Origin of the sequence: Nonomuraea sp. NPDC049695 (assembly GCF_040674955.1) — a bacterium.
GTDB lineage: Bacteria > Actinomycetota > Actinomycetes > Streptosporangiales > Streptosporangiaceae > Nonomuraea > Nonomuraea helvata.
The window spans coordinates 47,196-66,976 of record NZ_JBFANV010000022.1 but is presented as its reverse complement, the minus strand read 5'-3'; the positions used below and the strand labels follow the sequence as shown (position 1 = coordinate 66,976).

Sequence of the window (19,781 nt, the reverse complement as noted above, 5' to 3'; positions counted from 1 at the left end):
AACTTTGCTAACTAAGCATGCTGGAGCAGCTGTCCGCATCTATCTCAAGTAGAGGGATCAGATGAAACATCGTCATGCGCTGCTCACGTTCGGCGCCGTCGGAGTCCTGGCACTGGGCAGCATGGCAGCGACCACGCTCCCCTCGTCGGCTGCCAGCACTGGCTGCTCCGTCACGTACACCGTCCAAAGCCAATGGCCCAGTGGATTCACCGCCAACGTGGCCATCACCAACCTCGGCTCCGCCGTCAAGGGGTGGACTTTAACATTCGACTTCCCCGACACCGATCAGAAGGTCACCCAAGGCTGGAGCGCCACCTGGACGCAGTCCGGGGCTCGCGTATCCGCCGCCAGCCTGGATTGGAACGGGTCACTGGACACCGGGGCGTCCACCTCCATCGGTTTCGCCGGAGCATGGAAGGGCGCCAACCCGGTACCCGCCTCGTTCGCGCTCAACGGCACAGCCTGCACCGGCTCGGTGGCCACGCCGACCCCCACCATAACCACCACTCCCTCCCCCAACCCCAGCGGTCCAGCACCACGCCTTCGAGTGTCCGGCAACAAGATCGTCACGTCGGACGGCAAGCCTTACCGTCTGCTCGGCGTGGACCGCTCAAGCGGCGAATACGCCTGCGTGCAAGGCAAGGGCCAATGGGACAGTGGCCCGGTCGACCAAGCCTCGGTCGACGCCATGAAGAGCTGGAACATCCACGCGGTGCGCCTGCCGTTGAACGAGGAGTGCTGGCTCGGCGTCAACGGCTCGCCCAGCGGCGCCACCTACCAGCAGGGCGTGAAGGCCTACGTCAACCTGCTGGTCGCCAACGGCATCACCCCGATCCTCGACCTGCACTGGACCTCGGGCGCCTACAGCAACGGGCCGGACTGGCACTGCAAGGACGCCACCGCGACGTGCCAGAAGCCGATGCCGGACGCGCAGTACGCCCCCCAGTTCTGGACCAGCGTCGCGAACACCTTCAAGGGCAACGACTCTGTCGTCTTCGATCTGTTCAACGAGCCGTACCCGGAGATCGGCAGCGACTGGAACAAGACCTTGGGCTGGCAGTGCCTGCGAGACGGCGGCACCTGCACCGGCATTCCCTATGAGGTGGCCGGCATGCAGGACCTGGTCGACGCGGTCCGGGCAACCGGCGCGACCAACGTCCTCATGGTGGGCGGCCTGGAGTGGGCCAACGACATGCGGGAGTGGCTGGCATACAAGCCGAACGACCCGCTGGACAACATCGCCGCGTCCTGGCACGCGTACAGCTTCAACGCCTGCGCCACCGCGTCCTGCTGGGACACCCAGATCGCGCCACTCGCCCAGCAGGTACCGGTAGTGATCGGCGAGTTCGGCCAGGACAACTGCGGCTACGACTACATGGACACGCTGATGAACTGGGCCGTCGCACACGACCTGTCCCACCTGGCATGGACCTGGAACCCGTGGGGATGCAGCACCGGCGGCGTCCTTATCAAGGACTGGAACGGTACCCCCGAACCCGGCGTCGGCGAAGGCTACAAGGCCCACTTGCTCACCCAGAACCCCTACACGACCTCGTAACCAACCACCCCAGAACACCCAGCGGCGCGGACGCCGTCGGGCTGACATTCGACGACGGACCCGGCTCCGGCCGCGTCGTCGTCCCCGCCGCCCGGCGGCGGTGCCTGCACAAGCCACGATTTCGCAGGCCGGCAGTGGAGCGACCGCTTCATCCTGTCGGTGACGCTCTCGGGCACGGGCTCGTGGATCGTCACGGTCACCGTGCCCCCGCCGCAGAGATCATCGCAACACGTCAGCGCATGACGCCGGCCAGTGCCAGGACCTTCGCGTAACCGGGCGGGTCCAGCCTGGTGGAGACGTACCAGGCGGTTCCCGATCCCACCTGGTGCCGGGTGACCGCCGGGCGGCCGTCCGCGTACGTCGCGGTCGCCGTGGCGCCCGTCAACAGGACGGTCTCGCTCCAGAAGTCGCCGGTCGTCCCGTCTGACAGCGTCACGGGGCTGGTCAGCGGCTGGAACTCCGTGACCCGGACACCGAGGACGTCGCGCAGGGCGCCGGGGTAGCCGCCCAGCCGGACGCGGGTGTCAGGATCGACGACGCCGCTGAAGTACGACACGATCAAGGTGCCGCCGCGTTCGACGTACCCGGCGAGGTTGGTGGCGGCCTCGTCGGAGATCAGGTAGAGGGATGGCACCAGGACAACCCGGTAGGACGAAATGTCGTGAGAGGGGTGGACGAAGTCGGCGGCCATGTCGTGCTGCCACAGCACACGGTGCGCCTGCTCTACCGACCCACGGAAGTCCAGCCCGGTGGTCGGCAGGGCGGGGTTCTGGAGCGCCCAGTGTGCCTCGTCGTCCCAGAGGATGGCCACCTCGGCGGCCTCGGCGGGCCGCGCCGGAGTAAGCGCGCTGAGCGTCCGGCCCAGTTCCGCGACCTCGCGGAAGACACGGCTGTCGGCGCCCGCATGCGGGACCATGCCCTGGTGCCACTGCTCCGCCCCGCCACGTGAGGCCCGCCACTGGAAGTGCAGCACCCCCGCGGCCCCGCGTGACACGTATTCGAGGCTGCGCCGGACGTGCTCTCCTGGCTCCAGCGCCACTGTCCGCTCGGGGGTGTACATGGCCGCGACGCCCTGCTCCATCAGCATCCACGGCTTCCCGCACGCCCAGGAGCGGGCGAGGTCAGCGGCGAAGGCGATCTGGGCGAGGCCGCCGTCGCCGGGTTCGTCGGTGTAGTGGTCGATCGCCACAAGATCGACCTCGGCCGACCATTTCCAGTGGTCCAGGGGCGTCCATCCGGCCATGACGTAGTTGGTGGTCACCGGCTGGTCGCCGTGAACGCGCAGGATGTCACGCTGCTCAAGGTAGTGGGACAGCAGCGCGTCTGAGCAGAACCGGCGGTAGTCCAGCAGTTGGGCGGGGTTCGCCCGATACTGGGTGGCCCGCGGCGGCAGGATCTGCTCCCACGACGAGTAGTGCTGGCTCCAGAACGCCGTGGTCCACCGCTCGTTGAGCGCGTCGAGAGACTTGTGCCGGTCACGCAGCCAGGCGCGGAAGGCCGTCGCACAGTGATCGCAGTGGCAGATCGTGCCGTACTCATTGTGCACGTGCCACATGGCCGTCGCCGGGTGCGCGCCATACCGCTCGGCCAGCGCCGTCACGATGTGGCGCGAGGCCGCCCGGTACGCGGGAGCGTTGACGCAGTACGTGTCCCGGCTGCCATGGGCGAGCCGGACCCCGTCGGTACGCACGGGCATCGCGTCCGGATAGGCCAGAGTGAACCAGGGCGGCGGAGACGCGGTCGGGGTCGCCAGATTGACCTGGATACCGTTGTCGTGCAGCAGATCGAGCACGCGATCGAGCCAGCCGAAGTCGTAGACCCCCTCCGACGGCTCAAGCCGCGACCAGGAGAAAACCCCCACGGTGGCGAGATTGACACGTGCCTGGCGCATCAGCTCGACATCCTCCCGCCAGACGTCCTCGGGCCACTGTTCGGGGTTGTAGTCTCCGCCGAAGAACATGCTTCCTCCAATGGGGGCGTCTGGGGGGTGTCGCGGCCGCGCCGACTAGTCGCTGCCGGTGACGAAGCCCTGGATGGCGACCACCGCGCCGCCACGGGCCCATTCGCGAAAGTCGTCCGCCTCGATGATCACCTCGGCCGAGTTCGTCACGCCGCGCCGGTTGGCACTGAGGGCCCGGTCGAGATCGTCCTTCGCGACGCGGGCCAGTTCAACGCCTTCGCCGGCCACGATCACCCTCTTGACCATGGAGAACGTCGCGATGTGGGCGATGAGCCTGCCGAGAGCGTCCGCGGCCTCGCCGACGACGCCGAGGCACACCTTGTCCCCTCGCGCGGCCAGGCGCATCACCTCCTCGTACGTCACCGGCCGCCGTAGTCCTTGTCCGGCGGCGGTCACGATCGACTCGCTGGACAAGTACGCGGCGGCGCATCCGCGGTGGCCTTCCGGGCACATCGGTCCGCCGCCGTTCAGCACCAGGTGGGCGAACATGCCGAGGTCCGCCTCGGTCGCGGCCACCAGGTGGTCGTGCACGACGAGGGCGTAGCCGATCCCGGCCCCGATCGAGACGAGCGCGAAGTCGCTCAGCCCGCGGGCCGCCCCGAACCAGTGATGCTGGTGGGCCAGCGCCGCCACGTCGTTCTTGACCACACATGGGACGCCGAGCGCCTGCTCGAGCAGGAGCTTGAGCGGCACCTGCCGCCAGCCCAGGAACGCCGAGTCGACCAGCCGCTCGCCGCCGAGCTGAACCGCGGCGCGGGCGTCGCCGGCGAGCGTGACACCGGCGCCGACGGGTGGTTTCCCGCCGCCGGACAGCTCGTCGAGCAGCCGCCGGGCCTGGCGGCACACGGCCTCAGGAGCGTGGTCGGAGATCGGCTCGTCGCGGGCCGCGACGATCTGGGCGCGCAGGTCGGTGACGACGGCGTGGACGTGGTCCGCGGTCAGCTTGACACCGAAGAAGCGGTGCTCGCCCGCGGCCACGTCCAGGGGGCGAGTGGGGCGGCCGTTGACCGGGTCGTGCACCACGTCGCCTTCGACGAGGAGCCCGGCGTCGACCATGGGCTTGGTCAGTCTCGTCAGGCTGCCGGTCGACAGGCGCAAGGTCCTGGCCAGCGCGGTCCGGGACGCGGGGCCGTGGATGATGAGCTCCTTGACGATGGAGCGGGCCGCGTCCGGCACGTCGTCCCACGTGCCGGACCAGCTTCCGGACTCAACCTCCATCAACCTCACCCCCTGTTGGCTTTGCCACGAAACTAGCATGTCCTCGGAGTAACGACATCTTCACATCGAAGTCACTGAAAAGTGCTGCAAGTAGTGACATGCCTCTCATCTTGTCTCTAGGTTGGCTTTGTTGCGAAGCCATATCGCTTCCCAGTGAAGGAGGCACGGATGCGTATCTCGAGGCTAGGCGGTTCCATCTCGGCGCTCAGCATGGCCGCCGTCCTCGCGGCCTGCTCGTCGGGCACGCCCGCGAGCACCGGCACGCCGGCGGCGAACGCCGGGCCGGTGACGCTGGAGTTCTGGTGCTGGGGCTCCGCCCAGAAGGCCAACGTCGAGGCGTTCAACAAGGCCCACCCGAACATCCAGGTCAAGCACACCAACGTGGGAGGTGGCACCGACACGGCGACCAAGCTGCTCACGGCGAACCGGGCAGGCAACGGCCCCGACGCCGCCTGCATGGAATACGAAACCGTGCCTTCCATGATCGTGGCCGGGGCGCTGGCCGACATCTCCACTTACACCGGCGACGTGAAGGACGCCTTCAGCCCGGAAGTGTGGAACCTGACCAGTTTCGACGGCGCCGTCTACGGAGTGCCGCAGGACGTCGGCCCGATGGTCCTGGTCTACAACAAGAAGCGTTTCCGGGAGCTGAAGATCGAGCCGCCCGCCACCTGGCAGGACTTCGCGAAGGTCGCGGCGGACGTGCGCAAGAAGGACCCCGAGGCCTACCTCGCGACCTTCTCGCCGTCGGAGTTCGGCAACTTCGCCGGGCTCGCCCAGCAGGCCGGCGCCTCCTGGTGGAAGGTCCAGGACCAGACGTGGACGGTGGGCATCGCCGACCAGGCCTCCCTTGAGGTGGCCGACTTCTGGCAGGGGCTCATCGACAAGGACCTCGTCAAGGCCGAGCCGCTGCTCACTCCCGAGTGGAACAACAAGCTGAACAAGGGCAAGATCCTCACCTGGCCAGCCGCCCTGTGGGCGCCGGGCGTGCTGTACGGAATCGCGGAGAAGCAGGCGGGCGACTGGGCCATCGCGCCTCTCCCCCAGTGGAAGGCGGGCGACGACCGGGTGGCCTTCCAGGGCGGCTCCGCGTTGACCGTCACCAAGGCCTCCAAGCACCCCGAGGCCGCGGCGACGTTCGCCAAGTGGATGAACACCAACAAGACGGCGTACGACGTCCAGATCTCGCTGGGCGAGTACCCGGCGTCGCTGGCCGGTCAGCAGGCCGCGAGCAGCAGTCCGCCGCCCAAGCTGACGGCGAACCAGAAGGACTACTGGGACATCGCCACCAAGGCGGCCCAGCGCACGATCCCGCACATCAGCTGGGGTCCGAACGTCAACACCGCCAAGAGTGCGTACCAGGACGCCGTCTCCGCCGCGATCAAGAACCGCACCCCGCTGAGGGACGCGCTGAAGAAGACGCACAACCTCGTGATGGAGGACATGAAGACCACCGGCTTCAAGGTCGCGGGTCCATGACCGCCACGACCGGGGCCGAGCGCAGATCCCGGGCGCCGTATCTGTTCGTGGCGCCCGCTGTGCTGCTCTTCCTGGCCTTTCTGGCGATCCCCATCGGCTACGCGATCTACCTCAGCGCGCGCGGCCTGCGGTTGACCGGCAAGGGCATCTTCGGCACACGCGAGGAGGTCTTCGTCGGACTCGACAACTACCTGAAGACACTCACCGACCCCGAGTTCTTCACCGGCTTCGGCCGACTCGCCCTCTACGGCCTGATCAGCGTGCCGCTCACGCTCGGGCTGGCGCTGCTGTTCGCGCTGCTCCTCGACCATGCCGGGTCGCGGGCCAGGAGGTTCTCGCGCACGGCGATCTTCATCCCGTACGCCGTCCCGGGCGTGACGGCCTCGCTGCTGTGGGGCTTCATGTACCTGCCATCGACCAGCCCGTTCAGCTACCTGACCCGGGAGCTGGGACTGGGTGCGATCCCATTTCTGGGCGCGGGCGGCATCTACCCGTCGCTGGCCAACATCGCGGTGTGGGGCGGCGTCGGCTTCAACATGATCATTATCTTCACTTCGCTGCGCGGCATCCCGTCGGAGCTTTACGACGCGGCACGCATCGACGGAGCCTCCGAATGGCAGATCGCCTGGCGGATCAAGATCCCGCTGGTGGCGCCCGCGCTCGTGCTCACCGGACTGTTCGCGCTGATCGGAACGCTGCAGGTGTACGGCGAGCCGACCACCGTGAGACCGATGACCACGGAGATCTCTCAGGATTGGGTGCCCTTGATGCACATCTACCGCAACGCCTTCATCCGGGACGACCTGCCGCTGGCCTCGGCCGCCTCCGTCCTGCTGGCAGCAGGCACCCTTGTGGTCTCGGTCGTGCTCCTGAAGGTCACCCAGAAGCGCGCCTTCGGAGGCATGCAGTGAGTGCCACCGGCCACGTGCTCCCACACCGGCGCGCCCAGATCCTTCCCACCCTTGTCCTGCTCATCGGCTCGATCTACTGCCTGGTGCCCGTCGCGTGGGTGCTCGTGGCTTCGACCAAGTCGAGCGGCGAATTGTTCTCGACGTTCACCTTCGCCCCAGGAACGGGCCTGCTGGACAACCTGCGCGACCTGTTCACCTACGGGAACGGCCTCTACCTGCGGTGGACGGCCAACAGCGTCCTGTACGCGGTCGCGGGCTCCGCGGTCTCGACCCTGATCTCGACGCTGGCCGGGTACGCCATGGCCAAGTACGAGTTCCGCGGCCGCAACATCCTGTTCTACGCCGTCCTGGCCGGGGTCCTCGTGCCCGGCATGACGCTGGCCATCCCGCAATACCTGATCATGTCCGAGATGGACCTGGTGGGCGGCTACTGGTCGGTCCTGCTGCCGGGCCTCATCTCGCCGTTCGGCATCTACCTGGCAAGGGTGTACGCGATGGCGTCCGTCCCGGACGCGACGATGGAGGCGGCCAGGATCGATGGGGCGGGCGAGTATCGCATCTTCGGCTCGATCGGGTTGCCCATGATGATCCCCGGCATGGTGACGATCTTCCTGCTGCAGTTCGTCGGAACCTGGAACAACTTCCTGCTGCCGTACATCATGCTGTCGGACGAGACCAAGTTCCCGATCACCGTGGGCCTGTACACCCTGCTCAGCAAGGGCTCGGGCCAGCCCGTCCTGTACGGCATCGCCATCGTGGGCGCCGCCGTGTCGGTGATCCCGCTCATCGCCCTGCTGCTGTTCCTGCAGCGCTTCTGGCGACTCGACCTGCTCAGCGGAGGGTTGAAGGGCTGACGCCGCGTACGACCTCCGCTCCGCCTCACAGAAAGCCGTTCATGCAGATCCTGCACTTCAGAGCCGCCGGCGTGTCCGTGGTCATCGAGTGCCCGTCCAACGCCCTGCCTGCGATCCTGCACTGGGGGCCGGACCTGGGCGTGCTCGACGACGACTCTCTGGCTCACCTCGCGGCCGACCTGCGCCCCCGGCCGGACATGACCGTCGACGTGCCCGTACGGACTCCTCTGGTGCCAGAAGCCCGTACCGGCTGGATGGGCATGCCCGGGTTGTCCGGCCACCACCAGGGACAGAACTGGTCCCCCGCATTCACCAGCGTCGCCTATCAGCAGACCGGGCATACCCTCACCGCCACCGCACGAGACGAGTATGCCCGTCTCACCCTCACGATCATCATCGAACTCGACCACTCGGGCCTCCTCCGCGCAAGAGCGGACCTGCGCAACCAGCACGAGCTGCCCTACACCCTGGACACGCTCAACCTCGCCTTCGCCGTCCCCGGCACGCCCACCGAACTGCTCGACCAGGCCGGGCGATGGGCCAAGGAACGCATCCCCCAGCGGCGCCCCCTCACCGTCGGCACTCACCTGCGCGAGAACCGCCGCAGCCGGACCGGCGCCGACGCCGCCACCGTCCTGCTCGCAGGCACCTCCGACCTCGGCTTCCAGCGCGGCGAGGCATGGGGCCTGCACGTCGGCTTCAGCGGCAACCACCGCCACTACGCCGAACGCACCTCCACCGGCCGCACCATGCTGGGCGGCGGCGAACTGCTGCTGCCCGGCGAGATCATCCTGCCGACCGGCGAGAGCTATCGGACCCCGTGGCTCTACGCCACCTACGGCCGCGGCCTCGACCAGGCGGCCCGCCGCTTCCACGACCACCTGCGCGCCCGCCCCTCCCACCCGTCCTCACCCCGTCCCGTCGTGCTCAACACCTGGGAGGCCGTCTACTTCGACCACGACCTGGACCGCCTGCTGAACCTCGCCGACCGCGCCGCCCGGGTCGGGGTCGAACGGTTCGTGCTCGACGACGGCTGGTTCAACGGCCGCCGCGACGACAGGTCCGGACTCGGGGACTGGTACGTCGACCCGGACGTCTGGCCCGACGGACTGCATCCGCTGGTCAAACGGGTCAAGGAGCTCGGCATGCAGTTCGGGCTCTGGTTCGAACCCGAGATGATCAACCCGGACTCCGGCCTGGCCCGCGCCCACCCCGGCTGGATCCTGCGGACCGGCGACCGCCTGCCACCGCCCGCCAGGCACCAGCAGGTCCTGGACCTGACCAACCCCGAGGCCTACGCCTACATCAAGGAACGGCTGCTCGCCCTGATCAGCGAATACGACCTCGACTTCATCAAATGGGACCACAACCGCGACCTCGTGGACGCCGGATCCACGATCCGGGCCGGCCGGGCCTCTGTCCACGCCCAGACCCACGCCGTCTACCGGCTGCTCGATGAGATCCGGGCCGAACACCCGCGCCTGGAGATCGAGTCGTGCTCCGGCGGCGGGGGCCGCGTGGACCTCGGCATCCTGCAGCGCACCGACCGCGTCTGGGCCAGCGACTGCATCGACCCGGCCGAACGCCGGCAGATCATGCGCTGGACCGGACAGCTGCTGCCGCCCGAGCTGATCGGCAGCCACATCGGCGCCGACCGCTCCCACACCACCGGCCGTCGGCACGATCTGCCCTTCCGCGCCGCGACCGCGTTCTTCGGCCACTACGGGATCGAATGGAATCTCACCACGCTCGCCGACGGCGAACTCGACGACCTGGCCGCCTGGATCTCCCTGCACAAACAGCACCGCCACCTGCTCCACACCGGCGCCATGGTCCGCATCGACGACGCCCCCGAGAGCGTGCAGGCCCATGGCGTCGTCGCGGCCGACGCCACCGAGGCCATCTACGAGATCGCCATGCTGGACCGCCCATCCACCTGGCCACCGGGCCGCGTCCGGCTGCCCGGCCTCGACCCGGCGACCGTCTACTCGGTGCGTCCGCTCATGCCCGTGACCGCGCATGGGACGGCCCCGGCCTGGACGAGCGGCGGCTTCGCCCTGCCCGGCTCGGCGCTCGCCGTCTCGGGCATCGCCGTGCCGCCTCTGCTCCCCGACGAATCCGTGCTGGTCCACGTCATCGCCACAAGCCAGACATGACGCTTGAAGGACTCTCCATTGATCGGTGTGCTTGCGGTCGTCCGTCTCGGCGCCACGGCCGAGTACGTCGTAGGCAGCGTGCACGCGGTGACGGAGGAGGGCCACCTGGTCATCGCCTCGGCCAGCGGCAGCCAGCTCGCGCCGTACGCGTCCGGAGCGCGCAAGGTCGTCTGGGTGACCGGCGCCCAAAAGGTGGTGCCGGACCTGGAGACGGCGCTGCGGCGGGTCCGCTCGTACAGCCTGCCGCGCGAGCACCGGCGCCTCCAGGAGTTCGGGCAGTCGTCGTTCATCGGCAAGATCCTCATCGTCGAGCGCGAGGCCCTGCCGGAGCGGGCCACGGTCGTGCTGGTCCGTGAGCCGATCGGCTTCTGAGCACGCACGGCGCCGCGGCCCGGACCCGGACGATCAGCGGATCCTGACCACCGCCCCAGTGACGGGCTGCGGATTGCGGATCAGGTTGAGTATCGGGCAGACCCGCTCGACCTCGTCGTGCAGCCTCGCCAGCTCCTCGTCCGAGGCGGGCGAGTCGATCAGCACCTCGTAGCGGAAGCCGTACGGGTGCACCGGGACGCCGCTCTCGCCCGGCTGCTGGGCCCTGGAGTCGTATTCGGCGCGCACGTCCACCTCGAGCGCGTCCAGCGGCACCTCCAACTCGGCCGCCTTGATGAGGAAGATGTGGGTCACGCAGCTCCCGAGCACGCCGGCCTGCAGCTCGGGCGAGGCGGGGCCGAGGTCGTAGCCGGCGAAGTCGGGGCCGCTGTCACTGATGAGCTGGTGATCCCTGATCCTGATGCGCCGGATTCCGCTGCGGCCCTCCGCGGTGACGTGGGCGTGCAGCGGTACCGGCCCGGACGCGGGGGCCGCGCGGCGGGCCATCAGCGCGGTGCGCTTGTGCGACAGGTATTCGCGAAGGGTGGTCATGATCACCTCAGGGTCATATGGCCGAGCGGGGTGCCGAGCACGGCGCGCAGCGCCGCCTCGGGCCCCCGGTGAGACGTCGAGCCGGACGCCGAGGGCGGCCAGGTCGCAATGACCTCGCTGCTCTCGTGGTCGTTGACGATCCACGGCTCACAGCATAACCCTTAAAACTAGTAGGAAATGTTGACTTTAGCGAGGTGTCGCCGTAGCTTCGTGGTCATGAGCCCGTCTGAGACGGTGACCTCGCCCACCTCGACGGCCGCCCCCTCGACCGCCGTTCCCGACGGCGGACCGGCGTCCGCCGCCCGGCGACGGCGACCGGCGACACGCAGGATCGTGGTGCGCGTGCTCGCCGCGGCCGCACTCCTCGGCCTGTGGCAGCTCGCCGCGACCGCGGCGGCCAACCCCTCCTTCATCCCCTCCCCCGGCGCCGTGTGGGAGCAGCTCCTGCGGCTGTCCACGACGTACGACGGCATCCGCGGCTACAGCGGCAGTCTGCTCGTCGAGCACCTCGGGATCAGCCTGCGGCGCATCCTCATCGGATCCGCGATCGGCGTGGCAGGCGGGCTCGTCGTGGGCGTCGTGCTCGGCACCGTGCCGTGGATCCGCGTCGTGGCCGAGCCGGTGGTCACGTTCGTGCGGGCGCTACCACCGCTGGCGTACTTCAGCCTGCTCATCATCTGGTTCGGCATCGACGAGACGCCCAAGCTGTGGCTGCTGGCGATCGCGGCGCTACCGCCGGTCGCGGTGGCCACCGCCGCCGCGGTGCACGGCGCGCCGTCCGACCTGGTCGAGGCCGCCAGGGCGCTGGGCGCCAGGCGGCGCGACGTCATCCGGGACGTGGTGCTGCCCAACGCCCTGCCGGAGATCTTCACCGGCGTGCGCCTGGCCGTCGGCATCGCGTACTCGTCCGTGGTCGCCGCCGAGACGGTCAACGGCGTGCCCGGCATCGGCGGCATGGTGCGGGACGCCCAGCGTTACCTGCAGACCGACGTCGTGGTGCTGGGACTGCTGGCCATCGGCCTGTCGGGCCTGCTCATCGACGGCCTTTTGCGGGTCGTGGAGAAACGGCTCATCCCATGGCGGGGCCGCTCGTGACCCGCCGCACGTGCCTCATGAGGAAGCCGCCATGCGTCTGAGATTCCTGCTGTCCTTCGTGCTGATCACGGTCCTGGCCGCCTGCGGTGACGGCACCGCGTCCCGGGGAGGCGGTGACGACGCGGCGGCCAACCGCATCCGCCTCGCCTACCAGGCGTTCCCCAGCGGCGACCTCATCGTCAAGAACAAGCGGTGGCTGGAGGAGGCGCTGCCCGGCTACCAGATCCAGTGGACGAAGTTCGACTCCGGCGCCAGTATCAACACCGCCTTCGTGGCCGGCAGCGTGGACATCGCCGCCATCGGCTCCAGCCCGGTGGCCCGCGGACTGTCGGCCCCGCTGAACATCCCGTACCAGGTGGCGTTCGTGCTCGACGTGGCCGGCGACAACGAGGCCCTGGTCGTCAGGAACGACAGCGGCGTGTCGGCGATCGAGGGCCTGCGCGGCAAGAAGGTCGCCACGTCGTTCGCCTCGACCTCCCACTACAGCCTGCTGGCCGCGCTCGACCGGGCGGGGGTGCGCGAGTCGGAGCTGACCATCGTCGACCTCGAACCGCAGGACATCCTCGCCTCCTGGACGCGCGGCGACATCGACGCCGCCTACACCTGGCTGCCCACCCTGAAGGAGCTGGAGAAGGACGGTAAGGTCCTGATCACCAGCCGAGAGCTGGCCACGGCCGGCAAGCCCACGCTGGACCTCGGGGTGGTGTCCACCACGTTCCTCAAGGCGCACCCGGACGCGGTGGACGCCTGGCGCAAGGCCGAGGCGAGGGCTCTACAGCTCATCACCGACAACCGCGCCGAGGCCGGCGCGGCCGTCGCCGCCGAGCTCAACCTGACCAAGGAGGACGCCGAGGACCAGCTCACCCAGGGCGTCTTCCTCAAGCCCGCCGACCTGGCCTCCGCCGAATGGCTCGGCACGCCGGAGCGGCCGGGCGCGCTGGCCGAGAACCTCGTCAGCGCCGCGCAGTTCCTCAAGGACCTGCAGAAGATCGAAGCCGTCCCCGATCTGGCGACCGTGCGGAACGCCATCTACAACAAGGGCCTGCCCGATGTCCTCACCCCTTGAGCTCGGTACGGACCCCACCGTCCATGTGGAGGAGGTCGTGCACGTGTACGGGACGGGCGCGGACGCCGTGACCGCGCTCGGCCCGATCTCGCTGGACGTCCCCCGGGGCTCGTTCCTCGTGATCGTCGGGGCGTCCGGCTGCGGCAAGAGCACGCTGCTGCGCCTGATCTCCGGCTTCGAGCGGCCCACCGCCGGCGTCGTCCGCACTGCCGGAGCTCTGCCGGTGCCCGGCGCCGGCGCCGGGATCGTGTTTCAGCAGCCCCGGCTGTTCCCTTGGAAGAGCGTGAGCGGCAACGTCGGGCTCGCGCTGCGCTACGCCGGCGTCCCCCGCGAGGAACGCGCCCGCCGGGTGCCGGAGCTCCTGGAACGGGTCGGCCTGCACGACGTGGCCCACCGCCGGACCTGGCAGCTCTCCGGTGGTCAGCAACAGCGCGTGGCCATCGCCAGGGCGCTGGCGGGCGACAATCCGCTGCTGCTGCTTGACGAGCCGTTCGCGGCCCTGGACGCGCTCACCCGCGAGCGGCTGCAGGAGGACCTGCGCCGGGTCAGTGAGCAGACGGGCCGCACCTCCGTGTTCGTCACCCACAGCGTCGAAGAGGCGGTCTTCCTCGGCAGCCGCGTCGTCGTGCTCACCAGCAGGCCCGGCCAGATCGCCCTCGACCTCGACGTCCCTCTGCCCCGCACCGGCCTGGAGCCCGACGAACTCCGCGCCCTCCCCGAGTACACGGCCCTGCGTGCCACCGTCAGTCATGCCGTCCGCGACGCCGCCGGATGACCACCACAGAACAGGAGCGCACATGTCCACACCCCTGGCCACCAAGCTCACCCTGCGCCCGCTCGGACCGCACTTCGGCGCTCAGATAGAAGGGCTCGACCTGGCGACCGCCGACGACGAGGAGCTGGCCGCGGTACGAGCCGCACTCGTCCAGCGGAAGGTGCTCTTCTTCTCCGGGCAGACGCTCGACGAGGACGGCCAAGTCACCCTGGGCCGCCGCCTCGGCGAGCTGACCGCATCCCACCCCGTCGTCGGCGGCGTGGACGAGGCGCACCCGGAGATCTACGCGCTCGACAGCGCCGACAACGGCTTCGCCGACGTCTGGCACACCGACGTCACCTTCATGCCCCGCCCACCGCTCGGCTCGATCCTGCGTGCCGTGGTCCTGCCTCCCACCGGCGGGGACACGAGCTGGGCCGACAGCCAGCTCGCCTACGACTCCCTTGCCGCGCCCGTACGGGAACTGGCCGACCAGCTCACCGCGGTGCACGACGGCAACCGGGAGTTCGGCTACTACCTGGCCCAGCGGCGCGGCGGCAAGGGCAGCGTCTGGGACGGCGAGGTCGTCACCCGGCTGGACCCGGTGGAGCACCCCGTCGTACGCGTCCACCCCGAGACCGGACGCAAGGGCCTGTTCGTCAACCCCGGCTTCACCTCGCACGTCGTCGGCGTCTCCGGGGCTGAGAGCCGTCACATCCTCGACCTGCTCTACGCTCACCTGACCAAGCCGGAGCACATCATCCGCCACCGCTGGAGCCTCGGCGACGTGGCCATGTGGGACAACCGCAGCACATCCCACTACGCCAACCGCGACTACGGCACCGCCCACCGGGTCATGCACCGCATCACTCTGCGCGGCGACCGCCCGTTCGGGCCATCGTCCCCCCGCTGAAGGGAACGGCCCATCCCCTGCCTGCCGGAGGCGGTGGACGGGCCGATCGCACTGCCCGGCTCGCGATCGGACGGCATGATCGTCTCCGGTTGTGCCGGTCTCAGCCCAGCTCCGCGCGGACCACCGGGACCACCTCGGCGAGCGCCGAGCCCCGCGCGACGAAGTCCTCCAGGTCGTCGTAGGGGAAGCCGTTACGCGCCGCGACCGGTTGCCGCCGGAACCGCTCGAACGCCGACCGGGCCAGCTCGTAGGCGTCCTGGGTTCGGCAGAGATGACCGGCGAGTGCGCGCCGACGGCCGGCGGGATCGCCGCCGCCGTGATGGCCTCCAGCACCGAGGGCCGCGCTGTGGCCGTGCCAGGCTCGTGGGTTTTGGAGAGCGATCTGAGTCATAGGACCATCGAGCAGGAAGACCGACTGATGAATCTCCAGTTCCTCTGGTACATCCCCAACCAAGCGCAGCCCGGGCACCGCGGCGACGTCGTCGTCGAGAATCACAACAGCCTGGAGACCCTCACCAGCCAGGCCAAGGCCCTCGAGGAGCACGGGTGGGGAGGGGCGCTCATCGGCACCGGCTGGGGACGGCCCGACACCTTCACGGTCGCCACCGCCCTGGCCGCGCGGACGACAACTTTCCAGCCGCTGATCGCCGTCCGGCCTGGCTACTGGCATCCGGCGAAGTTCGCCTCCGCCGCCGCGACCCTCGACCATCTCAGCGGGGGACGGGTGCTGATCAACATCGTGTCGGGCAAGGACAACCTCGCGGCGTACGGCGACAGCGAAGGCGACCAGGCCCACCGCTACGCCCGCACCAAGGAGTTCCTCCAGCTCGTGCGCAAGCTGTGGACCGAGGAGAACGTCACCTACCACGGCGAGCACTTCACCGTCACCGACTCCACCGTGGTGCCGCGCACAGTCGTCCGGGGCGAGCGCCGGCACCCCCGGCTCTACTTCGGCGGCGCCTCGGAAGCCGCCGAGAAGGTGGCCGCCACGGAGGCCGACGTCCAGCTCTTCTGGGGCGAGCCGCTCGACGGCATCGGGGAGCGGATCGAGCGGCTCAAGGAGCTCGGCGAGAAGCTCGGACGCGAGCACCCTCCGCTGGAGTTCGGGCTGCGGGTCACCACACTGGTGCGGGACACCACCGAACAGGCCTGGGCCGACGCCGAGGCCAAGGTCGTGCAGATGGCGAACGGCGGCATCTCCCGCGACCCCAACCGGTTCACCGCCGTCGGCCAGCAACGGCTGCTCGACCTGGCCGCACGCGGAGAGGTGCTCGACGACAACCTCTACACCACCCCAGGTAAGTTCGGCGGCGGCGGCGCGGGCACGACCTGGCTGGTCGGCTCGGCAGAGGACGTGGCGAAGTCGCTGCGCAGGTACCAGGCCCTCGGCATCACCCACTTCGTGCTCTCCGACACCCCCTATCTGCCAGAGATCAAGCGTCAGGGCGACCTGCTCCTACCGCTGTTGCGCGGATGAGCGCCGATGCCTGATGCCACAGCCGAATGCTCAGACCGACCGCATCCCTTTGCCGCTCAGAAAGGACGCCTCGCTTTGTTAACGCCTTCACCCCGCACGCGAAACACTCCGCCTCACCGGCTGCGCTCCGCCGTCACGGTGGCCGTGCTCGCCACCAGCACGGCCTTGAGCGGCACAGCCGCCTCCGCGTCGACAGCGCGGACATCGGGCCCGCCCGACGTCGACGTGGCGGTGGAATGGTACGACGTCACCGCCGACACCATCGCCGCCGCCGGGTCTTCCACACAGGTCACCAACAGCCGCACGTGGGCCATCAGCTGGGTGTCCGCCGCCCGCGCCCTGCGATCCGGTCCCCGCCTGCGCGCCTTCCAGGACGCCGCGCTCGCCTCCGCGGTCCGCACCTCACTCGTGAGCCTGATTCCGGCCCGCGCCGCCGAGTTGGACGCTGCGTTCGCGGCGACGCTGGCGCGCATCCCCGCCGGCCCGTCCAAGGATCGGGGTGTGGCGGCCGGAGCCGAGGAGGCGACGGCGCTGCTCACCGAACGAACCGATGACGGCCTGGACCCGGCGTCGGTAAACCCGCCGTACCCGGTCCCGCAAGCCGCGCCCGGAGTCTGGCAGCCCACGCCGCCGGCTCTCGGGCCGGCCCTTCAGGCGGGCACGAGGTTTGCCAGACCGTTCCTCTTGAGCCGCGTCGACCGATTCCGGCCAGGGCCTCCTCCCGAGCTCGGCTCTCCGGAATATCGGGCCGACCTTGAGGAAGTACGCGACTACGGCGCGGCAAACAGCATCGCACGCACGCAGGCCCAGACGGACATCGCGCAGTTCTGGCTGGGGTCCTCGCTGACCATCTACAACGGTGTCTTGCGTGCCGCCCTCGTCCAATCCCGCCTACCGGCACCGAGGAAGACCGAGCTCGTCGCGCTCTTCCATGTCGCTCTGGTGGACACCCAGATCGCCACTTCGGATACCAAATACACCTATGTGAGATGGCGCCCGGTCACCGCGCTCCGCGCCGCCGACACCGGCCACCCCTCCATTCCCTCGGATCCAGCCTGGACACCGCTGCACACGACGCCGTCGCACCCGGACTACCCGAGCGGCCACAACACCTACGCCGGCGCCGCCGAGCAGGTGCTGACCTCACTGGTCGGTTCCCACTCCCGCGAACCGTTCGAGCTCACGAGCCCGACCGCGCCCGGGGTCACTCGCACCTACACCGCATGGAAGGTCCTGACCGACGAGAACGTCGACGCCCGGGTCTGGTCGGGCATCCACACCCGCTCCGCCGACCAGGCCGGGGTGAGGCTGGGCCGCCAGGTCGCGTCCTACGCTCTACGTCACGCCGCACGACTGTTCTCGTAGGTCGTACCAGGAAGACCACTGAAGATCCATGTTTGGCCCTGTTCCTTCTGGACGGGGCCGAAACAACGGGCGGCTGGTGCCGACGGCCGTGGTCACGCTGCGGCCGTCGCGTCGGTTATGTGATCGGCACCGGGGTGCCCTGGGACGGATCCAGCGCCGGAACACGTACGGCGCGGAAGTCCGGGGTGCGGCGCAGGCGGAAGCCGAGCCGCTCGTACAGGCGGATCGCGCCGATATTGGCGGCCGACGCGTGCAGGAATGGCGTCTCGCCCCGGTTCCGGATGCCCGCGGCGACGGCTAGCACCAGCCTGGTTGCCAGTCCGCGGCCTCGGTGGGCGGGGTCGGTGCAGACGGCGCTGATCTCGGTCCAGCCGGGCGGGTGCAGGCGTTCGCCGGCCATCGCCACCAGCACGCCGCCGGACCTGAGGCCGAGGTAGACGCCGAGTTCGATGGTACGCGGCAGGAACGGGCCCGGCTTCGTCCGCTTGACGAGATCCAGCATCTCCGGCACGTCCTCCGTGCCCAGCCGGACCACGTCGGCGTCGTCCGCACCGGCAACGTGCTCACCGGTGAGCTGGACTCCCTGAACGTTCATCACCTCCTCCCAGCCGACCGGAGCCGCCGATATCGGGCCGGTCAGGGCCACGTGCCCGCCGGGTCCCACCAGCGCGGCGACATCGGCCCAGTCGGCCGGGCCTGGGGCGGGCGGCATCGACAGGAACGGAGAGACGTCGAGGGGATAACGCAGCACGCGACCCCGCCGCTCGGCGAGATGGGCGTGCGCCCCGAGGAGCGAGGCCCGTACCGGATCGTCCAGGACGGTCGAGGACGCGGGCGCGGTCATGGCGCGACCCGGCTCAGCGGTGCCCGCGCCGCCCGCTGCCGGTCCCGTTCGGCGACCCCCTCACGGACCAGCGGGATCACATGCCGCCCGAAGTCGATGGCGTCGTCCAGGATGTCGTAGCCACGGGCCGAGAGGATCTCGACGCCCAGGTCGTAGTAGTCCAGCAGGGCCTCGGCGATGGTCTCGGGGGTGCCGACGAGCGCCGTCGAGTTGCCCGCTCCCTGCGTGGCCTCGGCGGTCGGCGTCCACAACGCGCGGTCGTGCCGTTCCCCCTTGGCCGCGACCTCGAGCAGCCGCTGCGAGCCGGCGTTCTGCGGCGGGCCGGACAACCAGCGCCGGTTCGCCCCCATCCTGTGCAGATCCCCCAGGATGCGCCGGGCCTTCTCCCAGGCCAGCTCCTCGGTCGGCGCTATCATCGGCCGGAACGCCACCTGGAACTTGGGCACGTCACTTCGCCCCGCTCGCAACGTTGCCTGCTTCACCGAGGCGATCTGCTGTGCCGTCTCGGCCAGCGGCTCCCCCCACAGGCAGTAAATGTCGGCCTCCGCCCCGCCCGCCGCGTAGGCGGCCTCCGACGATCCACCGAAGGACACCCTGGGCCGGGGCTGCTGCAGCGGGAACACGTCCGAGACGAAATCCCTGAACGAGTAGTGCTCGCCCTCGTGGTCGAACGGCTCCCTCGACGTCCAGCCCTTCTTGACGATCTGGATGTACTCCCTGGTCCGGGAGTAACGCTCGTCCTTGGTCAGGACGTCGCCCTCCCTGCCCTGCTCGTGGTCGTTGCCGCCGGTGATGAAGTGCACCGTCAGCCGCCCGTCGCTGATCTGGTCGAGGATGGCGAAGGTCTTGAGCGCGTACGTCGGGTAGGACACGTTCGGCCGGTGCGCCAGCAGGATCTGCAGGTCTTCGACCCTGGTCGCCACGTAGGCGGCCACCTGCGCGGGATCGGGCGAGCCCGAGCCGTAGGCGAACAGCACCCGATCCCAGCCGTACTCCTGGTGAGCGCGCGCGAGCCGCAGCGTGTACTGCTTGTCGAAGGAGGAACCCGAGCGCGGAGAGGTCTCCGAGCCGTCATTGGTCCCGCCGATCCCGAGAAACTCCACAGGCATGAGCCGAAACCTTTCCGATGTTCGTCAGCGAATGGTCTTGTCGTGCGTGGCCGGGAAGGCGGCACTCTGACCAAGGACACAGCCGTACGGCTGCCGCCGGC

General features: G+C 69.4%; 18 protein-coding genes. 12 read left to right on the top strand and 6 right to left on the bottom strand.

Annotation, left to right across the window (positions count from 1 at the left end):
* The first annotated feature begins 61 nt into the window (after nt 1-61).
* On the top strand, nt 62-1,558 hold the full coding sequence (locus AB0J64_RS20975) for a cellulase family glycosylhydrolase (protein ID WP_364029069.1): 1,497 nt from the start codon (nt 62-64) through the stop codon (nt 1,556-1,558).
* A gap of 232 nt (nt 1,559-1,790) precedes the next feature.
* Here the strand turns inward: AB0J64_RS20975 and AB0J64_RS20970 are convergent, their stop codons facing one another.
* Nucleotides 1,791-3,518 carry a beta-galactosidase gene (locus AB0J64_RS20970; protein ID WP_364029067.1) on the bottom strand — a complete coding sequence of 576 codons (1,728 nt, stop codon included), beginning with the start codon at nt 3,516-3,518 and terminating at the stop codon, nt 1,791-1,793.
* 45 nt (nt 3,519-3,563) lie between these two features.
* Nucleotides 3,564-4,736 (bottom strand): ROK family transcriptional regulator, encoded by a 1,173-nt coding sequence (locus AB0J64_RS20965; RefSeq protein ID WP_364029065.1) that lies wholly within the window; start codon nt 4,734-4,736, stop codon nt 3,564-3,566.
* Nucleotides 4,737-4,904: 168 nt separating this feature from the next.
* On the opposite strand from AB0J64_RS20965, the gene AB0J64_RS20960 reads away from it, so the two are divergent.
* The 5 genes from AB0J64_RS20960 to AB0J64_RS20940 are packed head-to-tail and all read left to right on the top strand — an operon-like array spanning nt 4,905 to nt 10,508.
* Complete coding sequence (locus AB0J64_RS20960; protein WP_364029063.1) at nt 4,905-6,215, top strand: sugar ABC transporter substrate-binding protein; 1,311 nt, start codon at nt 4,905-4,907, stop codon at nt 6,213-6,215.
* Nucleotides 6,212-7,126 (top strand): sugar ABC transporter permease, encoded by a 915-nt coding sequence (locus tag AB0J64_RS20955; RefSeq protein WP_364029061.1) that lies wholly within the window; start codon nt 6,212-6,214, stop codon nt 7,124-7,126. Before AB0J64_RS20960 ends, AB0J64_RS20955 begins: the two co-directional genes overlap by 4 nt.
* Nucleotides 7,123-7,980, top strand: a complete 858-nt coding sequence (locus AB0J64_RS20950; RefSeq protein WP_364029059.1) for a carbohydrate ABC transporter permease — start codon at nt 7,123-7,125, stop codon at nt 7,978-7,980. Before AB0J64_RS20955 ends, AB0J64_RS20950 begins: the two co-directional genes overlap by 4 nt.
* Before the next feature lie 41 nt (nt 7,981-8,021).
* The gene (locus tag AB0J64_RS20945; RefSeq protein WP_364029057.1) at nt 8,022-10,136 is read left to right on the top strand and encodes an alpha-galactosidase; all 2,115 of its coding nucleotides are present in this window, start codon (nt 8,022-8,024) and stop codon (nt 10,134-10,136) included.
* 27 nt (nt 10,137-10,163) lie between these two features.
* Nucleotides 10,164-10,508, top strand: a complete 345-nt coding sequence (locus tag AB0J64_RS20940; RefSeq protein ID WP_364029185.1) for an LUD domain-containing protein — start codon at nt 10,164-10,166, stop codon at nt 10,506-10,508.
* Between the two features lie 33 nt (nt 10,509-10,541).
* Here AB0J64_RS20940 and AB0J64_RS20935 read toward each other — a convergent pair whose 3' ends face one another.
* Entirely contained in the window at nt 10,542-11,057 is a 516-nt protein-coding gene (locus AB0J64_RS20935; protein ID WP_364029055.1) for an OsmC family protein, read from the bottom strand.
* A 216-nt stretch (nt 11,058-11,273) separates the two neighbouring features.
* On the opposite strand from AB0J64_RS20935, the gene AB0J64_RS20930 reads away from it, so the two are divergent.
* Genes AB0J64_RS20930 through AB0J64_RS20915 form a run of 4 tightly spaced genes read left to right on the top strand, consistent with a single transcriptional unit; the run spans nt 11,274 to nt 14,885 of the window.
* Nucleotides 11,274-12,152 carry an ABC transporter permease gene (locus AB0J64_RS20930; RefSeq protein ID WP_364029053.1) on the top strand — a complete coding sequence of 293 codons (879 nt, stop codon included), beginning with the start codon at nt 11,274-11,276 and terminating at the stop codon, nt 12,150-12,152.
* 31 nt (nt 12,153-12,183) lie between these two features.
* A complete protein-coding gene (locus AB0J64_RS20925) occupies nt 12,184-13,218 on the top strand; it encodes a glycine betaine ABC transporter substrate-binding protein (RefSeq protein WP_364029051.1) in 1,035 nt (344 codons plus the stop codon).
* Nucleotides 13,202-13,993 carry an ABC transporter ATP-binding protein gene (locus AB0J64_RS20920; RefSeq protein ID WP_364029049.1) on the top strand — a complete coding sequence of 264 codons (792 nt, stop codon included), beginning with the start codon at nt 13,202-13,204 and terminating at the stop codon, nt 13,991-13,993. The genes AB0J64_RS20925 and AB0J64_RS20920 overlap by 17 nt, the downstream gene beginning before the upstream one ends.
* A 22-nt stretch (nt 13,994-14,015) precedes the next feature.
* The gene (locus tag AB0J64_RS20915; protein ID WP_364029047.1) at nt 14,016-14,885 is read left to right on the top strand and encodes a TauD/TfdA family dioxygenase; all 870 of its coding nucleotides are present in this window, start codon (nt 14,016-14,018) and stop codon (nt 14,883-14,885) included.
* Between the two features lie 100 nt (nt 14,886-14,985).
* On the opposite strand, the gene AB0J64_RS20910 is transcribed toward AB0J64_RS20915, so the two are convergent.
* The gene (locus AB0J64_RS20910) at nt 14,986-15,276 is read right to left on the bottom strand and encodes a hypothetical protein (protein ID WP_364029045.1); all 291 of its coding nucleotides are present in this window, start codon (nt 15,274-15,276) and stop codon (nt 14,986-14,988) included.
* 27 nt (nt 15,277-15,303) lie between these two features.
* On the opposite strand from AB0J64_RS20910, the gene AB0J64_RS20905 reads away from it, so the two are divergent.
* On the top strand, nt 15,304-16,362 hold the full coding sequence (locus AB0J64_RS20905; protein ID WP_364029043.1) for an LLM class flavin-dependent oxidoreductase: 1,059 nt from the start codon (nt 15,304-15,306) through the stop codon (nt 16,360-16,362).
* Nucleotides 16,363-16,368: 6 nt separating this feature from the next.
* Nucleotides 16,369-17,727, top strand: a complete 1,359-nt coding sequence (locus AB0J64_RS20900) for a vanadium-dependent haloperoxidase (RefSeq protein WP_364029041.1) — start codon at nt 16,369-16,371, stop codon at nt 17,725-17,727.
* A gap of 115 nt (nt 17,728-17,842) precedes the next feature.
* Here AB0J64_RS20900 and AB0J64_RS20895 read toward each other — a convergent pair whose 3' ends face one another.
* Together AB0J64_RS20895 and AB0J64_RS20890 are read right to left on the bottom strand one after the other, a co-directional pair.
* Complete coding sequence (locus tag AB0J64_RS20895) at nt 17,843-18,571, bottom strand: GNAT family N-acetyltransferase (RefSeq protein ID WP_364029039.1); 729 nt, start codon at nt 18,569-18,571, stop codon at nt 17,843-17,845.
* Complete coding sequence (locus AB0J64_RS20890; protein ID WP_364029037.1) at nt 18,568-19,680, bottom strand: LLM class flavin-dependent oxidoreductase; 1,113 nt, start codon at nt 19,678-19,680, stop codon at nt 18,568-18,570. Before AB0J64_RS20890 ends, AB0J64_RS20895 begins: the two co-directional genes overlap by 4 nt.
* Nucleotides 19,681-19,781 lie beyond the last annotated feature (101 nt).